At 58.4% G+C, this 22297-nt stretch carries 15 protein-coding genes; 6 read left to right on the top strand and 9 right to left on the bottom strand.

The genetic code is table 11. The annotated features are described in order from the left end of the window. Positions 1-52: 52 nt before the first annotated feature. The 4 genes from KW849_RS18155 to KW849_RS18140 all read left to right on the top strand — a co-directional run bounded on the left by KW849_RS18155 (position 53) and on the right by KW849_RS18140 (position 3155). Positions 53-1144 carry a polyamine ABC transporter substrate-binding protein gene (locus KW849_RS18155; protein WP_218430675.1) on the top strand — a complete coding sequence of 364 codons (1092 nt, stop codon included), beginning with the start codon at positions 53-55 and terminating at the stop codon, positions 1142-1144. 21 nt (positions 1145-1165) lie between these two features. After that, positions 1166-2125 (top strand): agmatinase, encoded by a 960-nt coding sequence (gene speB, locus KW849_RS18150; RefSeq protein ID WP_218430674.1) that lies wholly within the window; start codon positions 1166-1168, stop codon positions 2123-2125. A 126-nt stretch (positions 2126-2251) separates the two neighbouring features. Further along, positions 2252-2770 (top strand): DUF4158 domain-containing protein, encoded by a 519-nt coding sequence (locus KW849_RS18145; protein WP_218430673.1) that lies wholly within the window; start codon positions 2252-2254, stop codon positions 2768-2770. Continuing rightward, complete coding sequence (locus KW849_RS18140; protein WP_218430870.1) at positions 2757-3155, top strand: hypothetical protein; 399 nt, start codon at positions 2757-2759, stop codon at positions 3153-3155. The genes KW849_RS18145 and KW849_RS18140 overlap by 14 nt, the downstream gene beginning before the upstream one ends. Here KW849_RS18140 and KW849_RS18135 read toward each other — a convergent pair. The 9 genes from KW849_RS18135 to KW849_RS18095 form a co-directional block, all read right to left on the bottom strand. After that, positions 3152-4669 (bottom strand): M28 family metallopeptidase, encoded by a 1518-nt coding sequence (locus KW849_RS18135; RefSeq protein WP_218430672.1) that lies wholly within the window; start codon positions 4667-4669, stop codon positions 3152-3154. The two genes, KW849_RS18140 and KW849_RS18135, sit on opposite strands and share 4 nt — an antisense overlap. 58 nt (positions 4670-4727) lie before the next feature. Further along, a complete protein-coding gene (locus KW849_RS18130; protein ID WP_256357275.1) occupies positions 4728-5267 on the bottom strand; it encodes a dihydrofolate reductase family protein in 540 nt (179 codons plus the stop codon). An 85-nt stretch (positions 5268-5352) separates the two neighbouring features. Continuing rightward, a complete protein-coding gene (locus tag KW849_RS18125; RefSeq protein WP_218430671.1) occupies positions 5353-6426 on the bottom strand; it encodes a methyltransferase in 1074 nt (357 codons plus the stop codon). Positions 6427-6480: 54 nt separating this feature from the next. Next, entirely contained in the window at positions 6481-7548 is a 1068-nt protein-coding gene (locus KW849_RS18120) for a methyltransferase (RefSeq protein ID WP_305729724.1), read from the bottom strand. A 60-nt stretch (positions 7549-7608) separates the two neighbouring features. Further along, entirely contained in the window at positions 7609-7794 is a 186-nt protein-coding gene (locus tag KW849_RS18115; protein ID WP_218430670.1) for an MbtH family protein, read from the bottom strand. Positions 7795-7859: 65 nt separating this feature from the next. After that, the gene (locus tag KW849_RS18110; RefSeq protein ID WP_218430669.1) at positions 7860-8912 is read right to left on the bottom strand and encodes a hypothetical protein; all 1053 of its coding nucleotides are present in this window, start codon (positions 8910-8912) and stop codon (positions 7860-7862) included. A gap of 28 nt (positions 8913-8940) precedes the next feature. Beyond that, positions 8941-13239 carry a non-ribosomal peptide synthetase gene (locus KW849_RS18105; protein ID WP_218430668.1) on the bottom strand — a complete coding sequence of 1433 codons (4299 nt, stop codon included), beginning with the start codon at positions 13237-13239 and terminating at the stop codon, positions 8941-8943. A 3-nt stretch (positions 13240-13242) separates the two neighbouring features. Next, positions 13243-16434, bottom strand: coding sequence for a non-ribosomal peptide synthetase (locus tag KW849_RS18100; protein WP_218430667.1), 3192 nt, complete (start codon positions 16432-16434; stop codon positions 13243-13245). Positions 16435-16447: 13 nt separating this feature from the next. Further along, positions 16448-19528 carry a non-ribosomal peptide synthetase gene (locus KW849_RS18095; RefSeq protein ID WP_218430666.1) on the bottom strand — a complete coding sequence of 1027 codons (3081 nt, stop codon included), beginning with the start codon at positions 19526-19528 and terminating at the stop codon, positions 16448-16450. A 606-nt stretch (positions 19529-20134) separates the two neighbouring features. Here KW849_RS18095 and KW849_RS18090 point away from each other — a divergent pair. Next, positions 20135-20749 carry a class I SAM-dependent methyltransferase gene (locus tag KW849_RS18090; RefSeq protein WP_218430665.1) on the top strand — a complete coding sequence of 205 codons (615 nt, stop codon included), beginning with the start codon at positions 20135-20137 and terminating at the stop codon, positions 20747-20749. Continuing rightward, positions 20739-22277, top strand: coding sequence for an FAD-dependent monooxygenase (locus KW849_RS18085; protein WP_218430664.1), 1539 nt, complete (start codon positions 20739-20741; stop codon positions 22275-22277). The genes KW849_RS18090 and KW849_RS18085 overlap by 11 nt, the downstream gene beginning before the upstream one ends. The last annotated feature ends 20 nt before the right edge of the window (positions 22278-22297 follow it).

Here is a 22297-nt window from a genome sequence, read left to right as displayed (position 1 = left end):
AATGTATCCGACGACGCATCCTGCAACCACTTCTTCTGGTCAGGTGTTCGTCATGGCTCCCATGTTCAAGCTGTGTTTGCCCGCGCTGTTGCTCGTCGTTGCCGCTTCGGCCCAGGCCGAGGACAAGGTGGTCAATCTGTACAGTTGGGCCGATTACGTGGCTCCTGAAACCCTGCAACGGTTCGAGCAGGAGACGGGCATCCATGTGCGCTACGACACCTTCGATGCGCCGGAGGTACTGGAAACCAAGCTGCTCACCGGTGGTAGCGGGTACGACGTGGTCGTCCCGTCGTCCAGTGTGCTGGCGCGCGGCCTGGCGGCAGGTGCGCTCAAGGCCATCCCCCATGAGGGCCTGAAGGGCTACGCCAATCTTGATCCCGACCTGTTGGAAAAGATGGCCGCGGTCGATCCCGGTAATCGCTATGGCGTGCCCTATACCTGGGGCACCCTGGGACTCGGGATGAATGTCGAGGAGGTGAAGAAACGCCTGCCGAATGTACCGCTCAACAGCCTGGACCTGCTGTTCAAACCGGAATACGCCAGCAAGCTGAAGGACTGTGGCATCGCGGTCATTGATTCACCACAAGAGGTGATCGGCCTGGCGTTGCATTATCTGGGCAAGGATCCGTACAGCACCGACAAGCACGATCTCGATGCGGCCCAAGCGTTATTGCATCAATTGCAGCCTTCGGTGCTTTACGTCGCCAGTGGGCGACAGATCAACGATCTGGCCAATGGCAGCCTCTGCCTTGCGCTGACCTACAACGGTGACGCCAGCATGGCCGCCGACCAGGCGCGCAAGGCCAACAAACCGTTTGAAATCGCCTACCGGATTCCCAGGGAAGGCACCATCGTGTGGCAGGACAACCTGGCGATCCCCAAGGACGCGCCACACCCCGAGGCTGCCCGCCAGTTCATCGAATTCATGTTGCGCCCCGAGTCCGTCGCGGCGCTGACCAACACGCTGTTTTTTGCCACCGCCAACCAGGCCGCCACGCCGCTGGTGGATGAGGCAGTGCGCACAGATCCGGACATTTACCCACCCGCCGATGTGCGTGACCGGCTTTACGCCGACCGCAGCATGAGCCTCAAGGACATGCGTCAGCGCACTCGCTTGTGGACCACTTTCCGTAGCCGCCAATAACCAGAAATGAAGGAGCCTTCAATGGACGCCCCTGTGCAAAACGATCAAGCCATCACCCGTGACAGCCTTTACGGCACGGCCGCCGAAAGTACCTACGGTGGCATCACCAGTTTCATGCGCCGGCGCTACAGTCGTGACCTGCGCGGTGTCGACGTGGCCGTCAGTGGCGTGCCGTTCGACACCGCTACCAGCAACCGCCCCGGTGCACGCTTTGGACCACGTGGCATTCGTGCGGCCTCGACCGGAATTGCCTGGGAACGGCACTGGCCATGGACCTTCGACCCGTTCGATCACCTGGCGGTGATCGACTACGGCGATTGCGACTTCGATTTCGGCTCGCCGCAATCGACACCGGAATGCATCGAGGCCCACGCTGAACGCATCCTCAATGCCGACACGGCGATGCTGACTTTTGGTGGCGACCATTTCATCACCTATCCGCTGCTCAAGGCCCATGCCCGCAAGCACGGGGCGTTGTCGCTGATCCACTTCGACGCCCACAGCGACACCTGGCCGGACGAAGAAGGCAAGCGCATCGACCACGGCACCATGTTCTGGCACGCGGCCAGGGAAGGGCTCGTCGATCCGTCACGCTCGGTACAAATCGGCTTGCGCACCACCAACGATGATCATCAAGGCTTTCAAGTGCTCGACGCGCGGCAGGTGCATCGCCGTGGCTGCGAAGCGATTGTCGAGGCGATTCGGGCGCGGGTCGGCGACAACCCCGTGTACTTGACCTTCGACATCGACTGCCTCGATCCGGCGTTCGCCCCAGGCACCGGAACCCCCGTGTGCGGCGGCTTGAGCACGGTGCAGGCGCTCGAGATCCTCGGCGGTCTGCGCGGGATCAATCTGGTGGGCATGGACGTGGTGGAAGTGGCTCCGGTCTATGACAGCGCGGAGATTACCTCACTGGCGGCGGCGACGCTGGCGATGGAGATGCTGTGTCTGTATGCGGCCAGGCATAAGGTCGATCGGTAGTACAAAACCCAATGTGGGCCCAGTGTGGGCGAAGCTACAATTTGACGACATTTAGACTTCCCGTCACCGCCAAAACGGTCGCCATTTTCATGTACGTCACCCAACCAACACATGGAAGGGCTTGCCGTGGCGTATTCATGGAATGATTCAGACAATCAGGACTTGTGGACTCTTACTGTTGAAGAGGTCGCGTTGCTGCCCGGCATGACCAATAAAGGTCGGATCGGTTTCGCGGTTCAGCTCAAAAGTATGGAATTGCACGGCAGATTTCCGGAGTGTCACAACGAACTCGATCCAAGCGCCGTGCAGTGGCTGGCCATACAGCTCAGTACGACGGCCGAAATGTTAGCCTCGTATGAATTTGGCGGCAGACAGGGTCAACGACATCGGCGCACCATCTGCGCCGTTCTTGATTTCCGGCCTACAAATGGAACTGACCTACAACGATTAGGCAAGTGGCTAGGCGAGGAGGTATTACCCTTCGATCCACAAGCCGGCCATGGTCGCGAGATGGCGCATGACTGGTTTCGTGCGCAACGCCTGGAGCCACCTGCCTGCGATCACCTTGATCGTGTCATCCGTTCTTCCGTGCGCAGCTACGAAACCAGGCAGCAAGCGATCATTCACGCGCTTGAGTGCAGATGACCAGGCGGCTCTCGAGCGACTGCTGGGCGACGAGGAAGTCGACCCCGACGACACGCGCAGCGAGCAAGCTACTGCCATCTCGTTCAGTAATCTCAAGACCGATCCCGGCAAGGCCAGCTTGGACAGCGTATTGGTCGCCATCGCCAAGCTCAAGTGCCTCAACGATATTGGCTTGGCGCCGGCAGTGTTTCAGGACATTCCCGCCAAATTTATCGACCAATTCCGGCAACGCTGTGTAGCCGAATCGATCCGTATATTGCAAATAGCGAGGGTACTGCTGACACAGGGGGTCAACGTTCGTGAAGTGGCAATACGGCTCAAAATCGGGAAGACGACGCTCTACGACGCTTTGCGTGAGACCGATCAAGAACCCCAGCAAAGCTAAATGTCGTCAAATTGTAGCTTCGCCCACACTGGGCCCAGTCCCACGGCCAGCAGGCAGAGGGGGATGAGTGCAATGATCCCGGCAATGACCGGCATTTTAAGGCCTGATAAAATCAGGTAGACGATAGGCGCGTAGAGTATCCCGCAGGCATAAGCGCACAGCAGCATGATCGAATAGGAGATGGAGAGGCTTCGCAACAACATGGCGCAAGCCAGAAGCATGCCGGGGATGACGAACAGATAGGCAATGCTGGGGACGTAGAAAGCAAGAGCCGCGCAGGCAATGCCGAACAGGACAATGGCCATGGGTCGCAGCGCGGAATTCTTGCCCTGATGCTGGCGGCGAGTGCGGCAGCGTTGCGCCCAAAGACCGCAGAGCACGAACGAGGCGATGCCCAGCGCATACATGGCGGGCAAAGGGAGTACCAGCAGCGTGCCGCCTGGCAGTGGGAAATAGGTTGCGTCCTCGTCAGCGCTCAGGGAGGAGAGGTCGATACCCTGGATAAAGTGGTTACCCACGTCACGCACTGTCTTTTGGTAGCGAAACAAGGTTTCTGGCGCAAGATTCTCCACCGTGTCGCTCATGTGGTGGTAGTGTTGAAAACCCTCCACGACCGCAAAATTCAACCCCGCGATGTTTTTTTTCCTGAAAACCGTAAGGTCTGTGTCGTTTTGCAGCATCTTGTAAATCAGGGGAGTGAATGAGAAGGATATGATGTCCCGAACCCCTGCGTTCAGGTTCCTGATCAGGTTGTAGTCCTTCTGCGAGGTCTCGAACATTAAAGGGATGCCCTGGTTACCCCTGGCTTCGAAGTTCAATACCAGGCGGATGGCTTCACGTTCCGGCGCGCTGAGCTGCGAGACGTAACGCTCCGCTCCCAGTAGACCCAGTTCTTCGCCATCGGTGAGAAGAAAGACAACATTGTTTTTGGCATCGCTGCGGGTAACGGTTTCCCGCATCAGCTGGAGTATCGAGGCGACGGCCATGCCATCGTCACTGGCCCCTGGGGCGGTTCCGACGCTGTCGTAATGCGCCATGAACAGGACCGTCGCGGTCGCTCCCGGTACGCGGCGTGAGGCTATCAGGTTGATTCCGTGGCCGCTGTTGCCTTCCAGCAGGCCGGAGCGAATTCGCACTTCCTTTTCAAAACTGTCCGCGCCCACCCGGGCCAGCTCAGCATCGAATGCTTGGCGCTGGTGCTCGTTCAGCTCGGCGTAGAGCATTTTCTGCCGGTTCACCATGCTTTCGATGGTAAATCGAAAGGGTTGCTCAACCACCTGGTAACCCATACCCACAATCGTTTCCTGCAAGTAATGCCTGACAGCGGCCTGGCGTGGTGACGCGGTGGGGTGTGGGGCAGCGGCGATGACGCCCAGATTATTGCGTACATTCAAATAGCCGATATCGCGAGCATCGGCGGCTGTCAGGGCGGCGGGTTTCACCATCCCTATTCCATGAACACTCGCCAGAACGACAACGGCCAGCAAACATAAACTCAATGCCAAACGTTTCACTGGTTTCTTCCTTGGGGTCCGACGCTGCGAGTTTCGATACACGATCGTCTTGCGTGCGTTAATCCGCTTTCACGTCCAGGACGCATTCCATGGCACCGCTCTGCAGTGCCCGCTGTTTTCTGAGAACGACTTCAAGCGCACGGTCAACGGGCAGTACGGGAACGCCGGAGCCCAGAAAGATCGGAACGGTAGTGATGAACAGCTGCTGCAACTCCCCGGCGTCGGCAAAACAGGCTGCCGTTTTGCCGCCACCGACCAGCCAGACATTCTTGCCCTTCGCCGCTTGCCTGGCCCTGGCCGCGATGGCTCCGGCATCACCGCGTACGAAGGTAATATCCAGATTGGCGGGGACTGACCGATTCCGGTTGCTCATGACAAAGGCGGGTACATCCTGGTAGGGCCAGTCATCGGGAGCGTTCGACATGATCCAGTCATAGGTCTGCGACCCCATGACCACCGCTCCGACCGTCTGGTAAAAATCATCATAGGCCGTTGCGTCATCCCCCAGCGCAAAGTTCTCCAGCCAATCCAGTTTGTGTTGTTGAGTGGCAATGTAACCATCCAGGGTGGCAGCTACGTAATAGACCAGCGTCGACATGTGTTTTCCTTGTAATCATGCAGGCGGGAAATGACCCGTAAATAAAGAGCCCCTCTGGAAAGTGGCGAGGGGCGATGGTGATCATCTATTTCGGGTAGGCGAAGATAATGCCGTTCCCACTTGGCAGGCGCTTTACCTGTTTGACGATGAAGCCGCTGTTTTCAATGAGGGTTCTGAATTCAACCTCGTTGCGCTCCTTGCCACCGGCGATACCGAACAAGGACAGCATGTAAAGATCCATCATTGCGCCCGTGGGATTGGGCTGGGCACTTTCACCCTGGTCAATCACCAGGTCCACTACAACCAGCAGCGCATTGTCCGGCATGCTCCGTCGGCAGGTGGCCAATATGGCCTGGCAGTCTTCGTCGCCCCAGTCGTGCAAGACATGGGACAGCAGGTAAGCGCTGCCATTGTCTGGCAGACTCTTGAAGAAGTCCCCGGCGACGATTTCGAAGCAGCCAGCTTTTCCAATCTTGTGCAGATGTTCTTGCGCGATTTTTGCCGCGACGGGTAAATCGAAGAGTATGCCTTTGCTTTCTGGCCACTTGTCCAGCATGTGCATCAGCAAATGCCCCGAACCACCCCCTACATCGACGATGATCTCACCGTCATGCAGGTTGATGTTCTCCAGTATTTCCGGAATCTCCAGATCCAGTCCCATGTCCTGGGAACGGTCAAAGATGCCCCGGCGTTCCGGGTGCTGTTCAAAATACTCGAACAGGCTGATGCCATATTGCATCTTGAAGCTGGATTCGCCGGTTCGGATCGTATGCGCCATGCCACGCCAGGTTTGGCCCATTTCACCATTGATCAACAGAGCACTGGGCTGAGCGGAAGCAAAGGCGTCATGGGTCAGACTGGCGCCGAGAGCGGTCAAGGAAAAACCTTCGTCGGTTTCATTTACCAGCCCGAATGGCTTCAATGCTTTCAACAAGCGTGACAGGGCACTGATATGGGTGTGTGTCTGCTCAGCCAGCCGTTCGATGGAGGTGGGCTGGCCGGCTGCTTGCAGGACATCAGGCAGGCGCAGTTCACAAAAGGTTTGAACCGATTGCGAAATAAGTTGGCTGTATAAAAGCTGTCTTATCTGTTGCGGCACCGCAACATTTGTTTCGGGTGGCCGTGCCATGTTGGTGTCCCTATCGCCAGGTGGCGTCAATACTGAAATTTTGAAATGCCTCCTCCGGCCCCAGTGAGGTCGGAGGAGGCAGAATTACTTGTAGGCCACGATGATGCCGTGTGGGGTCCAGCCTGGAATCGCGGTGCGTACGGGTTTTTTGAAGCCGGCTTCCGCCAGGCAGCCCTCATACTGTTTCCAGGAGTAGATCATGCCGCCCTCGGCAGGCAGACAGGCAAAGTAGACACTGTCCAGTGCGGCCATGACCGGGCCGTCGCCTTCATCGTTGGACATGGAGTTGAAAATGACCACACGGCCGCCATCTGGCAGCGCATCGTAGGCCTTGCGCAGCATGTGAGTGTTTTCTTCCAGGGTCCATATCACCAATTGGTGGGCGAAGAGAATGCAGTCGTAACCCCCGGGGAAGGGCTGGTGCAGGATATCCAGTGCCTGGGCTTTTACCCGGTTGCTGAGTCCGGATTCATTGATTTTGCCCTGAGTGACCGGAATGGAGTTGTCGATATCCAGTACCGTTACGTTCAGGTGCTCGTTGTGTTTGGCCAGGGCGATGGCGTTGACCGCGTCCCCGCCGCCCGCGTCGAGCAATTTGTTCACGCGCGACAAGTCGAGGTGCTTGACCAGGTCCTGGTTGGCCAGTTCGGACCACGAGCGCATATAGCGATAGAACACGTTTTCCAGTTTAGGATTCTGTCGCAGGCGGTGATAGAGGTCTCGCCCTTCGCCTGGGAAACGCTGCAGACCGACGTTGGTGTTTTTCTGCAGGGACTCGGTGAAGTCCAGCTGCCCTTCATAGACGATGTAGTTTTCAAAGGCCACGGTATCCTTGAAACGTTGCCAGTCGTCCGTGACCATCAAGTCCTCAACCACATCGGCATTGCGGTAGATGCCGTTTTCCTTGACCAGCATGCCCAGGGAGGTAGCGCCCAGCAGCAGAATATCGGCGGCGCGTTCCTGCAGTTTCAGTCGGTTGCTGATGCTGTCCTTGGTGGCTTCGCGCAGGTCGCTGATATGCTCGAACAGATTCAGTTCGCAGCTGGCTCGCAGGTATTGGAAAGCGGCGTGGCCGAAAAGAATGCCTGACAGGCCGGGCATATCCAGTACCGGAGGCTTGACTTGGTCGGTGGTGCGATGGGTAAAAGTCATTTTTCTACCTTGCTTTGGTTAATTGATATTTCACGCAATCTTTTTTGCATCACGTTGTATCTATTTCGTTGGCTCTGGCCAGATCTCCGCGATATGTTTCAAGCAGTCTGCGCGTGCCCCCTTGAATCCTGCTTCGGACCAACCCGATGGAATGTCTCTTGCGCTTGGCCATATCGAATATTGTTTGTCGGCGTTAACGACGACAACGCATGGCACTGCGTCGTCCTCCCCCAGGAATGTCGGCATGGTTCTCTCCTTTGCTTTTCCGTATATCGGACCGGTTTTAATGGTGTGCGAGGTGCAGTCAGGCGTTATCCCGCACCGGCGCAACCTTTTGTCTTGAGGTATTTCAATCTTGATTTCTTCAGGTTTTCCAGCACCTGGCCGGCGGTGTTAGTGGCGTTTTCCTTTGCCAACAAACTGGTGTTTTCTTCGCCAACGAACTTTTCGCAGACCCCACGATGAGCGCTGTAGACCTGCGCCAATATGGTTCGCATACGTTCAGCCAGTTGAGGGTAGGTCTGTTCAATGAAGTTCCAGGCCTCGGTGGACTGGCGCATCAAACGGATCATCACCACATGGTCACGCCAGTTGATGCCACTCATCTTGGGTGGTGCGATCGGCGGCATGAGGGTCGGTCGAATCTGGCTGACGTACTGTTGCGAGTTCAGATCGGTGGCAAACTCGAGCGTGATGCGCGAGATGTTCATCAGTTGAATCAGCCGATTGGCCTGTGCACAAGCCAGTTCGAGGTCCTTATCGTGGGCAGCGCTGATCAGGAGGTTGGTGCACAGGCTCATGCCCTGGCACAGGACCATGAACAGCAGGTGGCCGCGCACCCAGCGTCTCAGGGGGTCTTGATCATCCTCCTCGACCTTGCTTTTCGGTGCCTGGAACATCACGCGGGATTCGGGCATGAGCCGGGGGCTGGCAATCGTCTGCAGGATCACCTGCGCGGCGGACATCATGTCGCTCCATTCCGAGTGATCCAGGCTGGCGCCACTGCGCTGGACCAGCTCGCCCGTTTGAATCGCCGCATCGAGGGCGGCGTTGACCATCAGGGCAACAGTGTCGCCCTGGTGCCGTTCGATACCGAAGGCGAAATCGTTGTCCCGGGTTTCCTGGTTTTCCCGTGGATCATTGGTCATCAGCCCTGTGGCAGCGCAGGGAAGTTGCGCCATGACTTCACGGAGCGTGCCGAGGTACTGCTCGAGGTTTTTCGGTTGGGGGCACGCTTCCAGATACTCCAAAACCTGCCGTGCCATCACCGCAGAGGGGGCAAGCTCCCGCTCGGTGGCCGGCAGGTTTTCCGGGCAGCCCAGGATGAAGGGCGCATGTGCAATGGGAAAGGCTATCGATTCCATGATATTCGTCCTGTTTCTGATCAATCCGCTACACGCCAGGCTTGGCCATGAAGCCGGTGTCTGTCAGGTAACGCAAAATAGTGTGCGCGTAGGCCTTTGTCGTTTCCGGCAAGGCGATGTCCGAGGAGGCCAGCAGCTCTAAGGTCTGCTTGCATTCCAGCGCGGGGTTCACTTCATGGATGTAGTCAGGATCCAGCGCACGGTGAGGCAGCGGATCGGCATCCCTGATCAGGGGCACCAGCGGGTACAACAGGTGCCCGGGCGGTACGCTCAACGCCTGCTGCCGACCGTGTTCGAAATCGACCAGCTTGAACTCATAGCCGAACTCGCGGATCCAGTCGCAGAACTGACGGATGGTGACCGGCGCCGGGTTGAACAGATGGAAGAACTTGTCCCTGCCTTGCGGTTGCAGCGATATGTGAACGATCGCCGCGGCGACGTAGTCCACAGGCACGATGTCGAAGATGCGCGGGTAATCCGGCACGATTCCCATGGGCAGGAAACCCCGTAGCGCCACCAGCAGGTAGTCGATGCTCTGCGAGGCGCCAGTTTCGGTATGGCCCAGGATCAACCCCGGGCGGAAGATGCTGACCGGAATACCGCGGCAGAGGCCAAGATTGGCCACCCCTTCAGCCACCCACTTGCTGCCGGTGTAGCCCACTGGCACGCCGACGGCGGAACGCAGGGGGGCGTCGTCCTCGATGAAGGGGCGGGGGATATGCGTCGCCAGGAGAGTATCCACGGTGGAGACATACTGAACACTCTTGAGTTGAGTGGTGCAGGCCAATTCCAGGATGGTCTGCGTGCCTCCCACGTTGGTGGCTTTGAGCGCGCTGTAGGGATAGACGAAGTTGACCAGGGCGCCGTTGTGATAAATCACATCGACCTCTTCGGCCAGCGTTTGCCATTGATCCTCGCTCAGGCCCAGGTGCGGCAAAGCCAGATCGCCCTCGAGGCACTCTACCCGGTGCAGTTCGCTGCCCAGGTCGATGCGGTAGGTTTTCAGGCCTTCCAGAATCCTGGCCTTGGCATGCTCGGCACTCTTCGCGCGGCACAGGCAGATGACCCGGCTCGTGGTGCGCTTGAGCAACTGTTCAATCAGGTACAGCCCCAAGTAGCCGGTGGCTCCGGTCAGGAACACGACAGAAGGCTGGTACCAGTTGGCATGCGGCAAGCCGTCCGGCCGGATGTGTTCTTCCAGGTAGATGTCCTGCTCCAGCGTTTGTGCATGCTGGCGTGACAGGAGGGCCGTGAGGCCTTCGCGACGGTAGATTTCAATCGCCTGCGCCACCGCTGCCGGGGTCGGTATCAGGAAAAGTTCATGCAGTGGGATCTGCACCTGGTATTTGGCCGCCAGGGTGCCTGCCAGGCGTGTGAGCAGAATCGAGTTACCGCCTTGCTCGAAGAAATCCGTGTCCAGCGTTGCCGCCGCGAGGCCGAGTACTTGCGCGAAATCCTCCATGACCGACTGTTCAAGGTCGGTGCGTGGCACACGGCATTCCGTGGCCGTGGCGTCGTTCAGTTGGGGGGCCGTCAACTGATTCAGCTTGAGCATGTCGACCTTGCCGGTGGCGGTTCTTGGCAGTTCGTCCAATAGCAGGAGCTGGCTGGGGATCAGATAGGCCGGCAAATGGCGCAGCAATTCCTGTTTGATGCCGTCACTGTTCAGGCCGGGCTGTTGCTCGATGGCCGCCACTAGTCGTGCCTGTTCGGTTCCCGCGTGCTGGGCGAAGACGATGGCCTCCTTCAGCTCAAGCACCTGGCTCAACAGATGAGCCACTTCATTGAGCTCAATGCGATGCCCGCGAATCTTCACCTGGTGGTCGCGTCGGCCCAGATAGCTGATGGCCCCCGATGACCAGCGTCGTCCCAGATCGCCCGTTGCATACAAGCGTCCGTTGCCAAATGGGTTGGGCAGGAAGCGCTGCGCGGTCTCCCCAGGTTTGCCCCGATAGCCACGCGCTAGGTTCTGGCCGGCGAGCATGATTTCTCCCGGAACGCCTGGAGGGACCGGATTGAGATCGGGGTCGACGATATAAGCTTCGGTATTGTCGACTGGATAGCCAATTGGAATGGCGCCGGCGCCGTTTTTGTTGATCGCAAAATACAGCGCATCGATGGTCGCTTCGGTGGGGCCATAGAGGTTGGCGACGTCTGCCTGCCAAACCTTTTTAATCTTGTGTGCCAGTTCGGGGTTGAGGACTTCGCCGCCACTGAGCACCAGCTTGACCGCCCGGCAGTCATTGGCGAACGGGTGGTCGATCAGGGTGCCGAGCAGGCTCGGTACGCCACCCAACACGCTGACGTGATGACGGATCATCAGATCGAGCAGAGCGGTGCTGTCCTCCATGGTCCTGACATCCGCCAGTACGATGGCGCCACCGCTCAGCAGCGGCCAGAACAACGCCCAGATACTGGGGTCAAAGCTGAACGAATGGTTATGCAGCACGTTGTCCTGTGAAGTCAGCGGCCAGGTTCGTTGCCGCCACAGGATGTTGTTGACGACTTGCCTGTGCTCGACAATGACCCCCTTTGGAGCGCCGGTGCTGCCGGAGGTATAGATCAGGTAGGCAGCATCGCGGTGGCTGAGCCCCTTGGGCGCCGCCCAGCGAATGCCTGGATCAAGCGCCTCCATTCGTATCCTGGCGACCTCTGGCCACCCCTCCACGGATTGCTGGTCAGAGGTAATGACCAGCTCGCAGCCACTGTTTTCAATCAGGAAGTGGATGCGGTCGGTGGGCAGACGGGGATCGATGGGCAGGAACGCATGACCTGCTCGCAGTACCCCCAGCAGCGCGGCAATGAACTCGGCCGACCTCGGCAGTGCCACGGCGATGATGCTCCCGGGTTTTGGCACATGCTGGCTGATATTCGCCGCCACCAGTGCGGCCCTTGCCCATAGCTCGCCGTAGCTGAGTTGCTGGCTGTGGTCGATAACCGCAATGCCCTGCGGGGATTTTTCCGTGCTGGCACCGACCAGTTCGCTCAGCGTCAGCTGTGGCAATGTCGTACGCGGGCCATGGGCCTGAGCTAGAACGGTTTGCTGCATTTGCTGGCCCATCAGCGCAACGGTTGCGATTGGCTGCTTGCCGGGCGCTGACAATACGCTGATGAGCGCCTGGGCCAGAACCCCAATCTGGCTCGAATTCAGCACGGCGCAATCATAATCCAGCGTCAGGCCAAGGGTGCCTTCGTTAATCCAGCAGGAGATGAACAGGTCAAGGTCGCTGCAGGGCTGCTTCGTTGACAGGCGCGTCAGGTTACCCGCGCGGGTGGAGCGCTGTTGAACATCGTCCGCGATGAGGTGCAGGCCGGTCTGGAAGTAGGGCGTCCGACTCAGGTCCCGCTTCGGCGGGCAAACTTCCAGCAACGTGGAGAAGGAGGGATGGTCGTTGCCGTTGAGCTGTTCTTCCACCTGACGTCGCAGTTGTTCCAGGGTGCTGTCATCCGGTGTATCGACGCGGACCGGCAGGTAGGTTTGCAGCGGGCCGATCAGGTTGGCATGCGCCTTGTCGCGCACCTTGATTGCGCAAAGCGCCGATTGCGATCCCTGCCAGCGCATCAGTACCGCCAGCCAACTGGCGACGATATCGGCTTCTGCTACTGATCGGTCGCCCCATGCGGTAAGGACTTCATGTACCTGACGATCTGAACCCTTGATGGTGGGGCGGGGATTTTCGGTCGGAATTTCCGTGGCAGCAGGCGCCTGAAGGCCTATTCCCCATTGCTGCCATTGCTCGGTGGTCGGCGCATCCCGTGCCAGCGTCTGTTCGTGTTGGAACACCTCGGCCAGCGCACCGACGGCGGGGTGATGATGATCGGGTTCGGCCTGGAAGAGGGACTGGGCAATTCGTTGCAAGGCATGTTCGTCCACCACGATAGGATGGCCGACCAGTTGCAATTCATGGTGTTGCGCGGCGGTTCGAGTGATGAACGCACGCAGCAACGGTCCCTTATCGAGTTCGAAGGCGGCACCCAGGTGCCCGGCCATGTCGGCATCAGACTGCGGGTGATCGAAGAACTCCAATTTCACCAGGCCCGTAGGCATCAGAAGCCTGACGGGGCGTCCCAGCACTTCGACGAACAGGCTGCGCAGGGACTCGCTGTGTGAGATCCATGAGCTCAGGTTCTGTTGCACGATAGCAAAGTCCACCGTGCCGGTGAACTCATAACGCACCGTTACCGGCAACGTTGCCATACCCGCCAGTTGGGCCAGTAACCAGAGGCGCTTTTGTTCGCTGGATAACGGATATGCACCGAGTGCGTCGCGGGCAGCGGGCAGCGAGCGCAGTGCTGCCTCGAAAGAATCGATGTTGGGGCATTGCATGATTTATCTCTCCTGAACGGCGACTGTGCTGTCGGCGTTGTGTTGAAGGCTGATGGCGGTGAATTCCCAATCGCCTTTCATGCTGTGTGCAGCCAGTCCTCTTTCGAATGCCATGGAATCCAGCGTCGCCGCCACACGGGCGATCGTCGGAGAAAAATAGATATCTGCGATAGGTACGCGCCGTCCGAACGTGGTTTCGATGCGTTCGACCATGCGCGCCACCAGAATGGAGTGGCCGCCTAACTGGAAAAAGTCATCCGTGACGCCGATATCCTCGAGGTTGAGCAGCTCGCACCAGATCTGCTGAACCTGGGTCTCGGTGTCACTCCCGGGGGCGGCCCGCTGGCTGGGCGTTTGCAGCCTGACGGCCTGGGGCAGGAGGCGTTTCCTGTCCCGCTTGCCGTTGTAGGTGAGGGGAATGCCATCGATTCTGTAATACTCAGTCGGCAGCCACGCCTCAGGCAGTGCCAGGCGCAGTATCTCGAGCCAGTGGCCGATATCGATCCGGCTATCATCGACCGTTGCGCAAAGCTGGACGAAGGCCTGTATGCCCCGGCTTGCGTCCTGGCCGTGGAGTTGGGCGGCGGCATCCCGTACCCCGGGCAGTGTTCGCAGTGCTGCCTCGACCTCTCCCAGCTCGATACGATGGCCGCGTAGCTTGATCTGGTCATCACGTCGACCGATATAGACCAGTGAACCGTCCTGCAGCATGCGCGCCCTGTCGCCGGTCAGATAGGCGCGCCTACCTGCAGCAACCGGGTCCGGTACGAACTGCTTCGCCGTTTCAACCGGGTTGCGATAGTAGCCCTGGCTGACGCCGGGACCGCAGATCAGCAATTCGCCGATTATCCCTCTGGGGACGCTGCGCAGGTTCCGATCCACTAAGGCCACTTGCGTACCGGGAATGGGATGGCCCAGTTGCACCGGGGCGCCAGGTTGAAGGCGACAGGCCGTGGACCAAATCGTCGTTTCGGTCGGGCCGTAGAGGTTCCACAGGGTCATGCCGGGCAGGCACAACCTGTCCGCCAGATCCGGTAGCAGCGCTTCGCCTCCGCACAGCAGGGTCAGGCTTTCCCGTGGCTGCCAGCCTGTCGACAGTAGCAGCCTCCAGGTCACTGGCGTGGCCTGGACAAGGGTGATCTGGAGATCGGCGAGATAGCCAGCGAGCTTTTCTGCGTCCCGTTGAGCCTGTGGGGCGGCTATCTGCACGCTGGCGCCCTGCATCAGGGGAAGCAGCAGTTCCAGCAGCGAGATGTCGAAGGAGAAGGTCGTCAGCGCGAGCATCCGGTCGCTTGGCTTCACCTGCAACAGTTGGCCGAATGCGCTCAGGGTAGCGACCAGGTTGGCCTGGCTGACGTGCACGCCTTTAGGTTTGCCGGTCGATCCGGAGGTGAACATTATGTAACCGGACTGGAGGCTGGCGTCCGTCGCGTGCTGCTCATGATGCGTTGCGGCATCGGCCAACAACGCGTCCATGGCCAGCGTCACAGGTTGCCCGAAGCGTTCCGGCGCGCTGTCGTCGGTAATCAGCATAGCCCCGTCGAGTTCCGCCAGGATGCCTTGCAGACGCTGTTCGGGCAGGTCCTTGGACAACGGAACGTAGATGCCTCCAACTTGCCAGATGGCTAGCATGGTGACTACCCAGGGGATGCCGCGTTCGCCGATGACCGCGATCAGGGTACCGGATTTCGCGCCCTGGGTGCGCAGGGCAGCCGCCGCCTGCATGATCTGCTGGCGCAACTGCGCATAGGTCAGTTCGCCTTGCTCGTCACGCAGCGCGGTCGCACTGGGATTGCTGTCTGTCAACGCGAACAGTCGGGCTGGCACGCTCGGGAATGCCGGCGTAATCGCGGATGCCTGCTCTTCGGAGTCCACCGCCCCCAGCTGTACAGCGTTCAGCGGGGCCTGCGGCGCCGTGACAAACTCGCGCAGCACTCTGGTGAGCATGCGGACCATGTTTTCGGCAGCCGCAGCGTCGATACGGTCCGTGGCATATTCCAGAAAGCCGTATACGTTGAGTTCGTGGTCCTCGAACAGGAACAGCGACAGATCGAGGCGTGCGGCCCCGGTATCGACATCCGAGACCGTCAATTGAAGGTCACCGGTATCCAGCGTGCGTTGAACGTCCTGCTCATAGCCAAACAGTACTTGGAACAACGGAGTCATACCGGCTTGCCGTGTATGCTCAACGCTTTGCAGCACTTGCTGGAAAGGGGTTTCCCCGTGCTCGATCAGATGGGTAAGGGTCAGCTGAATCTGTTGAAGAAAATCCGTAACGCTCTGGTCCTGACCATACCGGCTGCGAAACACGCACATATTGGACAGGTAGCCGATCACCTGTGCCAACTCCGGGCGCAGGCGATTTGAGGTTGGCAGCCCGATCAGAATGTCGTCCTGCTCGGCCAGTCGGTGCAGGACGACGCAGTAGGCCGCCAGAAACACCGCTGCGCAGGAGATGCCCTGGGGTCTGAACAGCTGGCGCACTGCCTGCCATTGGTGGTGGCTGAACTCGACAGGAATTCGCGCGCCGACAAATGTCCGTTGTTCGCTTCGGCCGGGCCTTGTCGAAATATCCAGGATCGTCGGGGCGTCGGCCAACTGCTTGCGCCAGTACTCGAGTCCGGCATATTCGTGCTGTCTTGACCAGGCCGCATAGTCGACGAATTGCAGGGCCTCTTCATCCAAGATTGTGGGTGCCCCCTCATGGCCTTGGCCTTGATAGGCGACGACTATTTTTTGCAGCAGCAGTTGCAGCGAGATGCCATCGCAGGCGATATGGTGGGTGCAGATGATCAGCTCATGTTGCCGGTCGCCGGTTGTTATCAGCAGCAGGCGGTACAGCGGAGCGCTGCTTAGCGACCAGCCACGCTGAACTTCCATGTTGATCAGGCGTTGCAGCGTCTGTACATCGTCAATGCACTCCACGCAGCGAATGGTCAGTGTGGCGGAGGGTGAAATGACTTGGCTCAACTTCTCGTTATTATAGGCAAATGAGGTTCTCAAAACTTCCTGGGAGGCCACCACTTTGTTGACCGCGCGCTGCAACCGCAGTGTGCTCAGTTTCCCGACAATAGATACTTTCATCGCCATGGTATAAGCCAGCTGGGAGTTCTGGTTCAGTTCGTTCAGAAACCAGATCTGTTCCTGGCCGTATGACGCAGGGAAAGCTGCAGTCCGGCATGTATCAACGTTCATGCGGTACTCCTGATTAATGATGAGAGATCTTTCGGTCAAGTCGTGGGATTGGCGCGGCGGCAGGCTTTGTCAGTGCCGAATTTAGTAACTTGTGAATGAATTCGGCCTGTTGTTCTATGGTTGGCCTGATCCAGAGATCATGTAGTGAAATATGAATATTGAATTCTTTTCTCAATAGACCGGTTAAATGCGTAAGGGAAAGCGAGTGACCTCCAATTTCCAGGAAGTTCTCGTTGAGTTGGATGTGATGGCCGATGATTGTTTGCCAGCAGTTGGCGACGCGTTGTTCGAGGTCGCTCGCCTCTCGCATTTTGCGCTCTTGCGCAGTCTGGGGCACATGTTTCAAGAGCAGGGTTCTATCGATCTTGCCATGTTTGTTTCTTGGCAGGGCTTCAAGAAAAATAAACTTGTCCGGTACTGCGTAATAGGGGAGTACGCCAAGTAAGTATTGATTTATGCCATTGCGCTGCACCGACTCATCTTCGCTCGGCTTTTTCAGGGAGACGAAAGCCACGATGCTGCGCTGCTGTCCTTTCGCGACAACGACCACTGCGGATTCACGAATGGCTTCAATGGCATGCAGCGCGGCCTGAACGGGGCCCAGCTCGACCCGGAAACCGCGGACTTTGACCTGATCATCCCGTCGACCGATAAAGTCCAGGCGGCCATCGGGCAACCAGCGGACACAGTCTCCCGTGCGGTAGCAACGCAAGCCATCGGGTGCTGGCAAAAAGGAAGCAGCGCTACGCACGGGGTCGCTGACATAGCCTTGCGCCACGCCGCGTCCATGGATGATCAGTTCGCCAGGCACACCGATACCGACGCTCTGCATGTTTTCATCCACGACATCAACCCAGGTGCCAGGCAGTGGAAAACCGATGGTGATTTCCTGTTGAGCGGGTTCGATCACCAGGGCGGTGGAGTAGGTTGTCGTTTCCGTCGGGCCGTAGAGGTTAACGATGCGTGTGGCGGGCAGCTTTTCCTGAAGCCTCAGGTAAAGATCCCGACTCAGCGGTTCTCCCGCGAGGTTGAGCATGCGCAGGGAGGGATCCAGCACATCATGCTGCAACAAGGCGTCGGCCACCGACGGCACCGTATTGATCAATGTCGTGCCGGTCAGCAGGGCCGGATTGTCGATCAGCGACATGACCGAGGAGACGGGCCGGACGCAGCCACCGACCACAAGAGGGGCAAACATCTCGAAAATCGAAAGATCGAACGTCGTGGGGGTTGCCGCCAGTGTTTGCGCCAGGTACTCGGGGCCACAATCCTGAGCCGCCCAATGCAGCAGGTTGGCGGCATTGGCATGGGTGATCGCCACGCCTTTTGGTTCCCCGGTGGAGCCGCTGGTGAACAGGATGTAGGCCTTGGCTTGAAGCCTGGACTGGTCCTGCAGCGGGGCGTTGGGCATCGACAGCAGGTCGCTCAAGGACCAGCAGGGCGCCAGGAGGGCGAGACGGGTCACGCCCTCCTGGTCGGTGAGGATCGCGCGGCAGCGGGCCTTGGCCAGAATCGAACGGTTGAGTTCGACAGGGTTTGCTTCACTAAGGGGCACATAACAGCCTCCGCAGGCCATGACCGCCAGCAGGGCCGGGACGAGATGGATATCGCGAGGCAGGAGTATCGCCAGGGATTGTTCAGGTTCGAATCCGCGCAGGCGCATGGCTGCCGAAAGCCTGGCTACTCGACTGGCCAATTCGCCATAGCTGATGGTGGCCTGGGGCGTAAGCAGCGCGGGTTGGTCCGGCGCGATGGCGACTTGCCGGAGAAAGGCGGCAACCAATGTCTCTAACGCGGGCCCCGGCCTCGCTTGGCCCTGGGCTTTTGGCGGGTGCATCAGGCACGCTGGCACGGCTGACAGCCTGGCGTGTGGATCACGCACCATTTCCCTCAGGATCGCGGCGAACTGACCGGCTATCGCATCTGCCAGCCAACCGGGATGCTGCGCAGGATCGACCTCGACCCGGCCATGCAACTGGCCGTCATGGCGCGTCAGCAGCAGCGCAGTGGCAAAGGGGCCGATGCTGGGCGGTGCCTGTACCGCGGTCAGCGCCATCTCGCCTAATTGCACCGTGCCCAGTCCCAGCAGGGCTGCCGCCAATCCCCTTGGCATGCCTGGCATATCCTGCTGGAAAATCACCGCACTAGACGGGACGGTCGGTGCCCATCCCTGTGGTGCCATAAAATCTGCCAATTCGGGATAACCGGCACCGACGCTGGCTTTTGATGTTTCATCCAGGCGCTGTGCGGTGCGTTTGACAAACTCGCCCACGCTGCTTTCCCTGACATCGAAAGGCACGGCAAGCGTATTGGCGAAGTAACCCACCGCGTCCTTGTTGCCCCGATTGCGGCCATGGAACGTAACCGCGAGCGACAGACGGTGACTCTGGCCGATTCTGGACAGCGCCAGTACCTGTGCGGCGAGCAGAATGGCGTAGGGGGTCACCGCGCAGGCCGTGGCCAGTCGGGCCAATGTAGCGGTAGTTTCCTGGTCGATGACAAAGGAGGACAGCACCATGCGGCGGTTCGTGCGCTGGTCCTGGGAGGCCATGGGCAAGGAAAACGGCGTGTCCTGCGACATCTGGTGCAGCCAGAACTCACGGTCGATCACCGGGGCAATCGGTCTTGGCACCAGGGTGACGCTGGAGCGGTCTTTACAGTCTTTGGCAAAATCACGAATTAGCAGGCCGATAGACCACAGGTCGGCGATGGTGTGATGGATACGGAAGACTAGGTAGCGTTGTCCGTCGTTGCGCTCCACGACTTCGGCGTGGAACAGTCGCTCAGACTCAACCCCGATGTGCTCGCGGCTTGGCACCAGCAGTGCATTGGTTGATGCCTCATTACAGGTGCGCACCTGGCAGTAGCGTCGCTGTTGCGGTGGTACCTGTTCAATCCAGTAAATGCCACCGCGCATGACAAAGCGTTGCCGCAAAGAGGCATGCCGCTCGGCCACTCTTTCGATACGCGATACCAACTGCGAAGTGGAAAGATCGGTGACCACGTGAAAAACGACTTCAAGTAACAGGCCAGGCAGGTTGGGGTCGATAGCCTGCTGTAAGCAGAGAACTTTTTGGCGTAAGGAAGCTTGCACCGTATACCATCTCCTTGGTAATGGAATGAACGTTTTTACTTGTCGTACTGATACGGTGAAGCAGCGGAGCTTTATGTCTCATGCGGTTTTTAAAGTGACCTTGATTGCAGGATGAAGTTGAATTTTTGACTTTGAATTTTAAGCGCCGTGCGGCTGTTGCAGTTGAATTTATGATTAACTATTAAGATTGAAAATCAAATGATAAGTAAGTAACAAAATATTGCAGCGGTCCAGAAACAGGGGTGGGAGGCCAAATTTTAGGAATGATCTGTAGGAATGATCTGTAAAAGCCCAGCATCCAAAAAAATAAGTTTTGAAAGTACGGGGGCTCCAGACAGGCATTTTGCCAAATAGTGGGTTTTTTCAGGATTTCCCTAGTTCGCGATCAACTGTATAAAAGTACTTAAAATGGGCGATTATTTTTGAGTCAGGGCACTAGTCAGGGGGCGGATTTTGTTTGATTGGTGGCTGCGTATATTTGTTTTATTTAATTTGTATAGGATGGGTTTCGCTACTAAGGTCCGTAATGGATAACTATTGATATATGGATGCTAAATAATGCCTAGCGTTTTTTCTGACGGAAAAGGGAATGGAAATCCAGGTTTTGTGCATACGTTCAGCCGTATTGCGCCGACTTATGAAGAGAAGTACGGTACCAAACTGAGCCAGGCCCATGACGAATGTCTGCGAATATTGAGCCGATGGTTGTGCACCTCGAGCCCGGAGGGTGTTCTGGACATTGGTTGTGGTACCGGCGCCCTGATCGAACGCATGTTCGCCCAGTGGCCCGATGCGCGCTTCGAGGGCGTCGACCCGGCTCAAGGCATGGTGGACGAGGGCGTTAAACGACGTCCCTTCGCCTCGTTCGTCAAAGGCGTTGCCGAAGCCTTGCCATTCCCCTCGCAAAGCATGGATCTGGTGGTGTGCTCGATGTCGTTCGGCCATTGGGCCGACAAGTCTGCCGGCCTGAATGAGGTCCGTCGCGTGCTCAAGCCTCAGGGCCTTTTCTGCCTGGTGGAGAACCAGCCCGCGGGTTGGGGATTGACCTCGTTAATCAACTGGTTGCTGGGTTCACTGGCAGATTATCGATCAGAGCATGAGGTGATCCAGCTCGCGCAAACGGCCGGGCTGCAGAGCATGGAAACGAGAGTCACCGACCAGCACGTCATTGTCGCCACTTTCCGCCCCTGCTGTGGAGAGGTGGGTGATCATGGTCGTTAAAAACGAACAGGTCCTTGTCGTGGGGGCGGGCCCCGTCGGGTTGGCTGTGGCAGCAGCCCTGGCCGAGTTGGGAATAGCGGTTGATCTCATCGATAAAAGACCGGTTGCCTCCCCCCATTCCCGGGCCTTTGGCTTGGAGCCCGTCACCCTGGAGCTGCTCAATGCCTGGGGCGTGGCAGAAGAGATGATACGCCGGGGGATCGTCTGGGCAAGCGCGCCGCTGGGTGACAAGGCGGGCAGGACGCTCTCGTTTTCCAAACTCTCTTGTGAGTATCCCCACATGGTGATTATCCCGCAGTCTCAGACCGAGTCGGTGTTGACCGATTGGGTCAATCGCTTGGGGGTGAATCTGAGGCGTGGGTATGCGCTAAAGGCTCTGGTTACCGGCGAGGCACAGGTTGAGGTAACCCTGGAACACAATGAGTCCGGCAGTGTGCAGCATAGCTGCTACGACTGGGTGCTGGGGGCTGACGGGGTCAACAGCTCTGTCCGTCAGTTTCTCGATATTTCGTTTGTCGGACAGGACTACAAGCATTCGTTGGTGGTTGCGGACGTTGTCTTGAGAAATCCTCCTTCACCCGCGGTCCATGCAAGGTCGGTCTCCAGGGGGCTGGTCGCCCTGTTTCCATTACCCGATGGCAGTTATCGCGTCAGTATCGAAGACAACGAGCGCATGGATACTCCGGTCAAACAGCCGGTCACCCACGAGGAAATTGCCTGTGGGATGAGGGACATCCTGGGAAGCGATTTCGGATTGGCGCATGTGCTGTGGAGCGCTCGTTACCGCAGCCAGCAGCGCCTGGCTGCTCATTACCGCCAGGGGAGGGTATTTCTGCTGGGAGATGCCGCCCACACCCATGTCCCCGCGGGAGGACAAGGTCTGCAGATGGGGATCGGTGACGCGGCGAACCTGGCCTGGAAGCTGGCGGGTGTGATCCAGGGCACATTGCCGATGTATATCCTGGACAGTTACGAGGCCGAGCGTAAGCCTATCGCGGCGGCGGCATTGCGCAACACGGATCTGCTTTTCCGCTTCAATACGGCTTCCGGCCCGGTAGGCCGTCTGATTCACTGGATCGGGTTGCAGGCGACGCGGACCCCGTATGTGGCGCAGAAGGTGGTCAGTTCACTGGCAGGAGAGGGCGTGCGCTATGGCAGTGTGCGGCACCGAGGCGATCATCGCTTGGTGGGCCGACGTCTACCCCTGCTGAGCCTGCTTCCTGAGGGCGAGCGATTACCACGACAGAGCTTGACCCAGTTACTGCGAGGGGGGCGGTTTGTCCTGGTGCATCATCGTGCCGATGGGCTGGCCGCCGATCTTCGACGTGATTTTCCGGGATTGCAAACGGCGTCTATCAGCGAGGATTCGCGCAATAACAGGCTGTCCGCTGGCGAGGGAGTCATCGTCAGGCCGGATGGTGTGGTGATCTGGGTCGGTAAAAAATCGACCTTGGCCAAGGAACGTTTAGGTGGTTGGCTGCTGGACGATTCTGGTTACGCGCGTCAGAACCTGATCTGGAACAGCTGACAATCCGCTAAAACGCTGGG

Source organism: Pseudomonas sp. PDM26 (assembly GCF_019219185.1).
Classification (GTDB): domain Bacteria; phylum Pseudomonadota; class Gammaproteobacteria; order Pseudomonadales; family Pseudomonadaceae; genus Aquipseudomonas.
The sequence above is the reverse complement of the archived record's forward strand: the minus strand, read 5'-3'. Positions and strand labels throughout refer to the sequence as shown.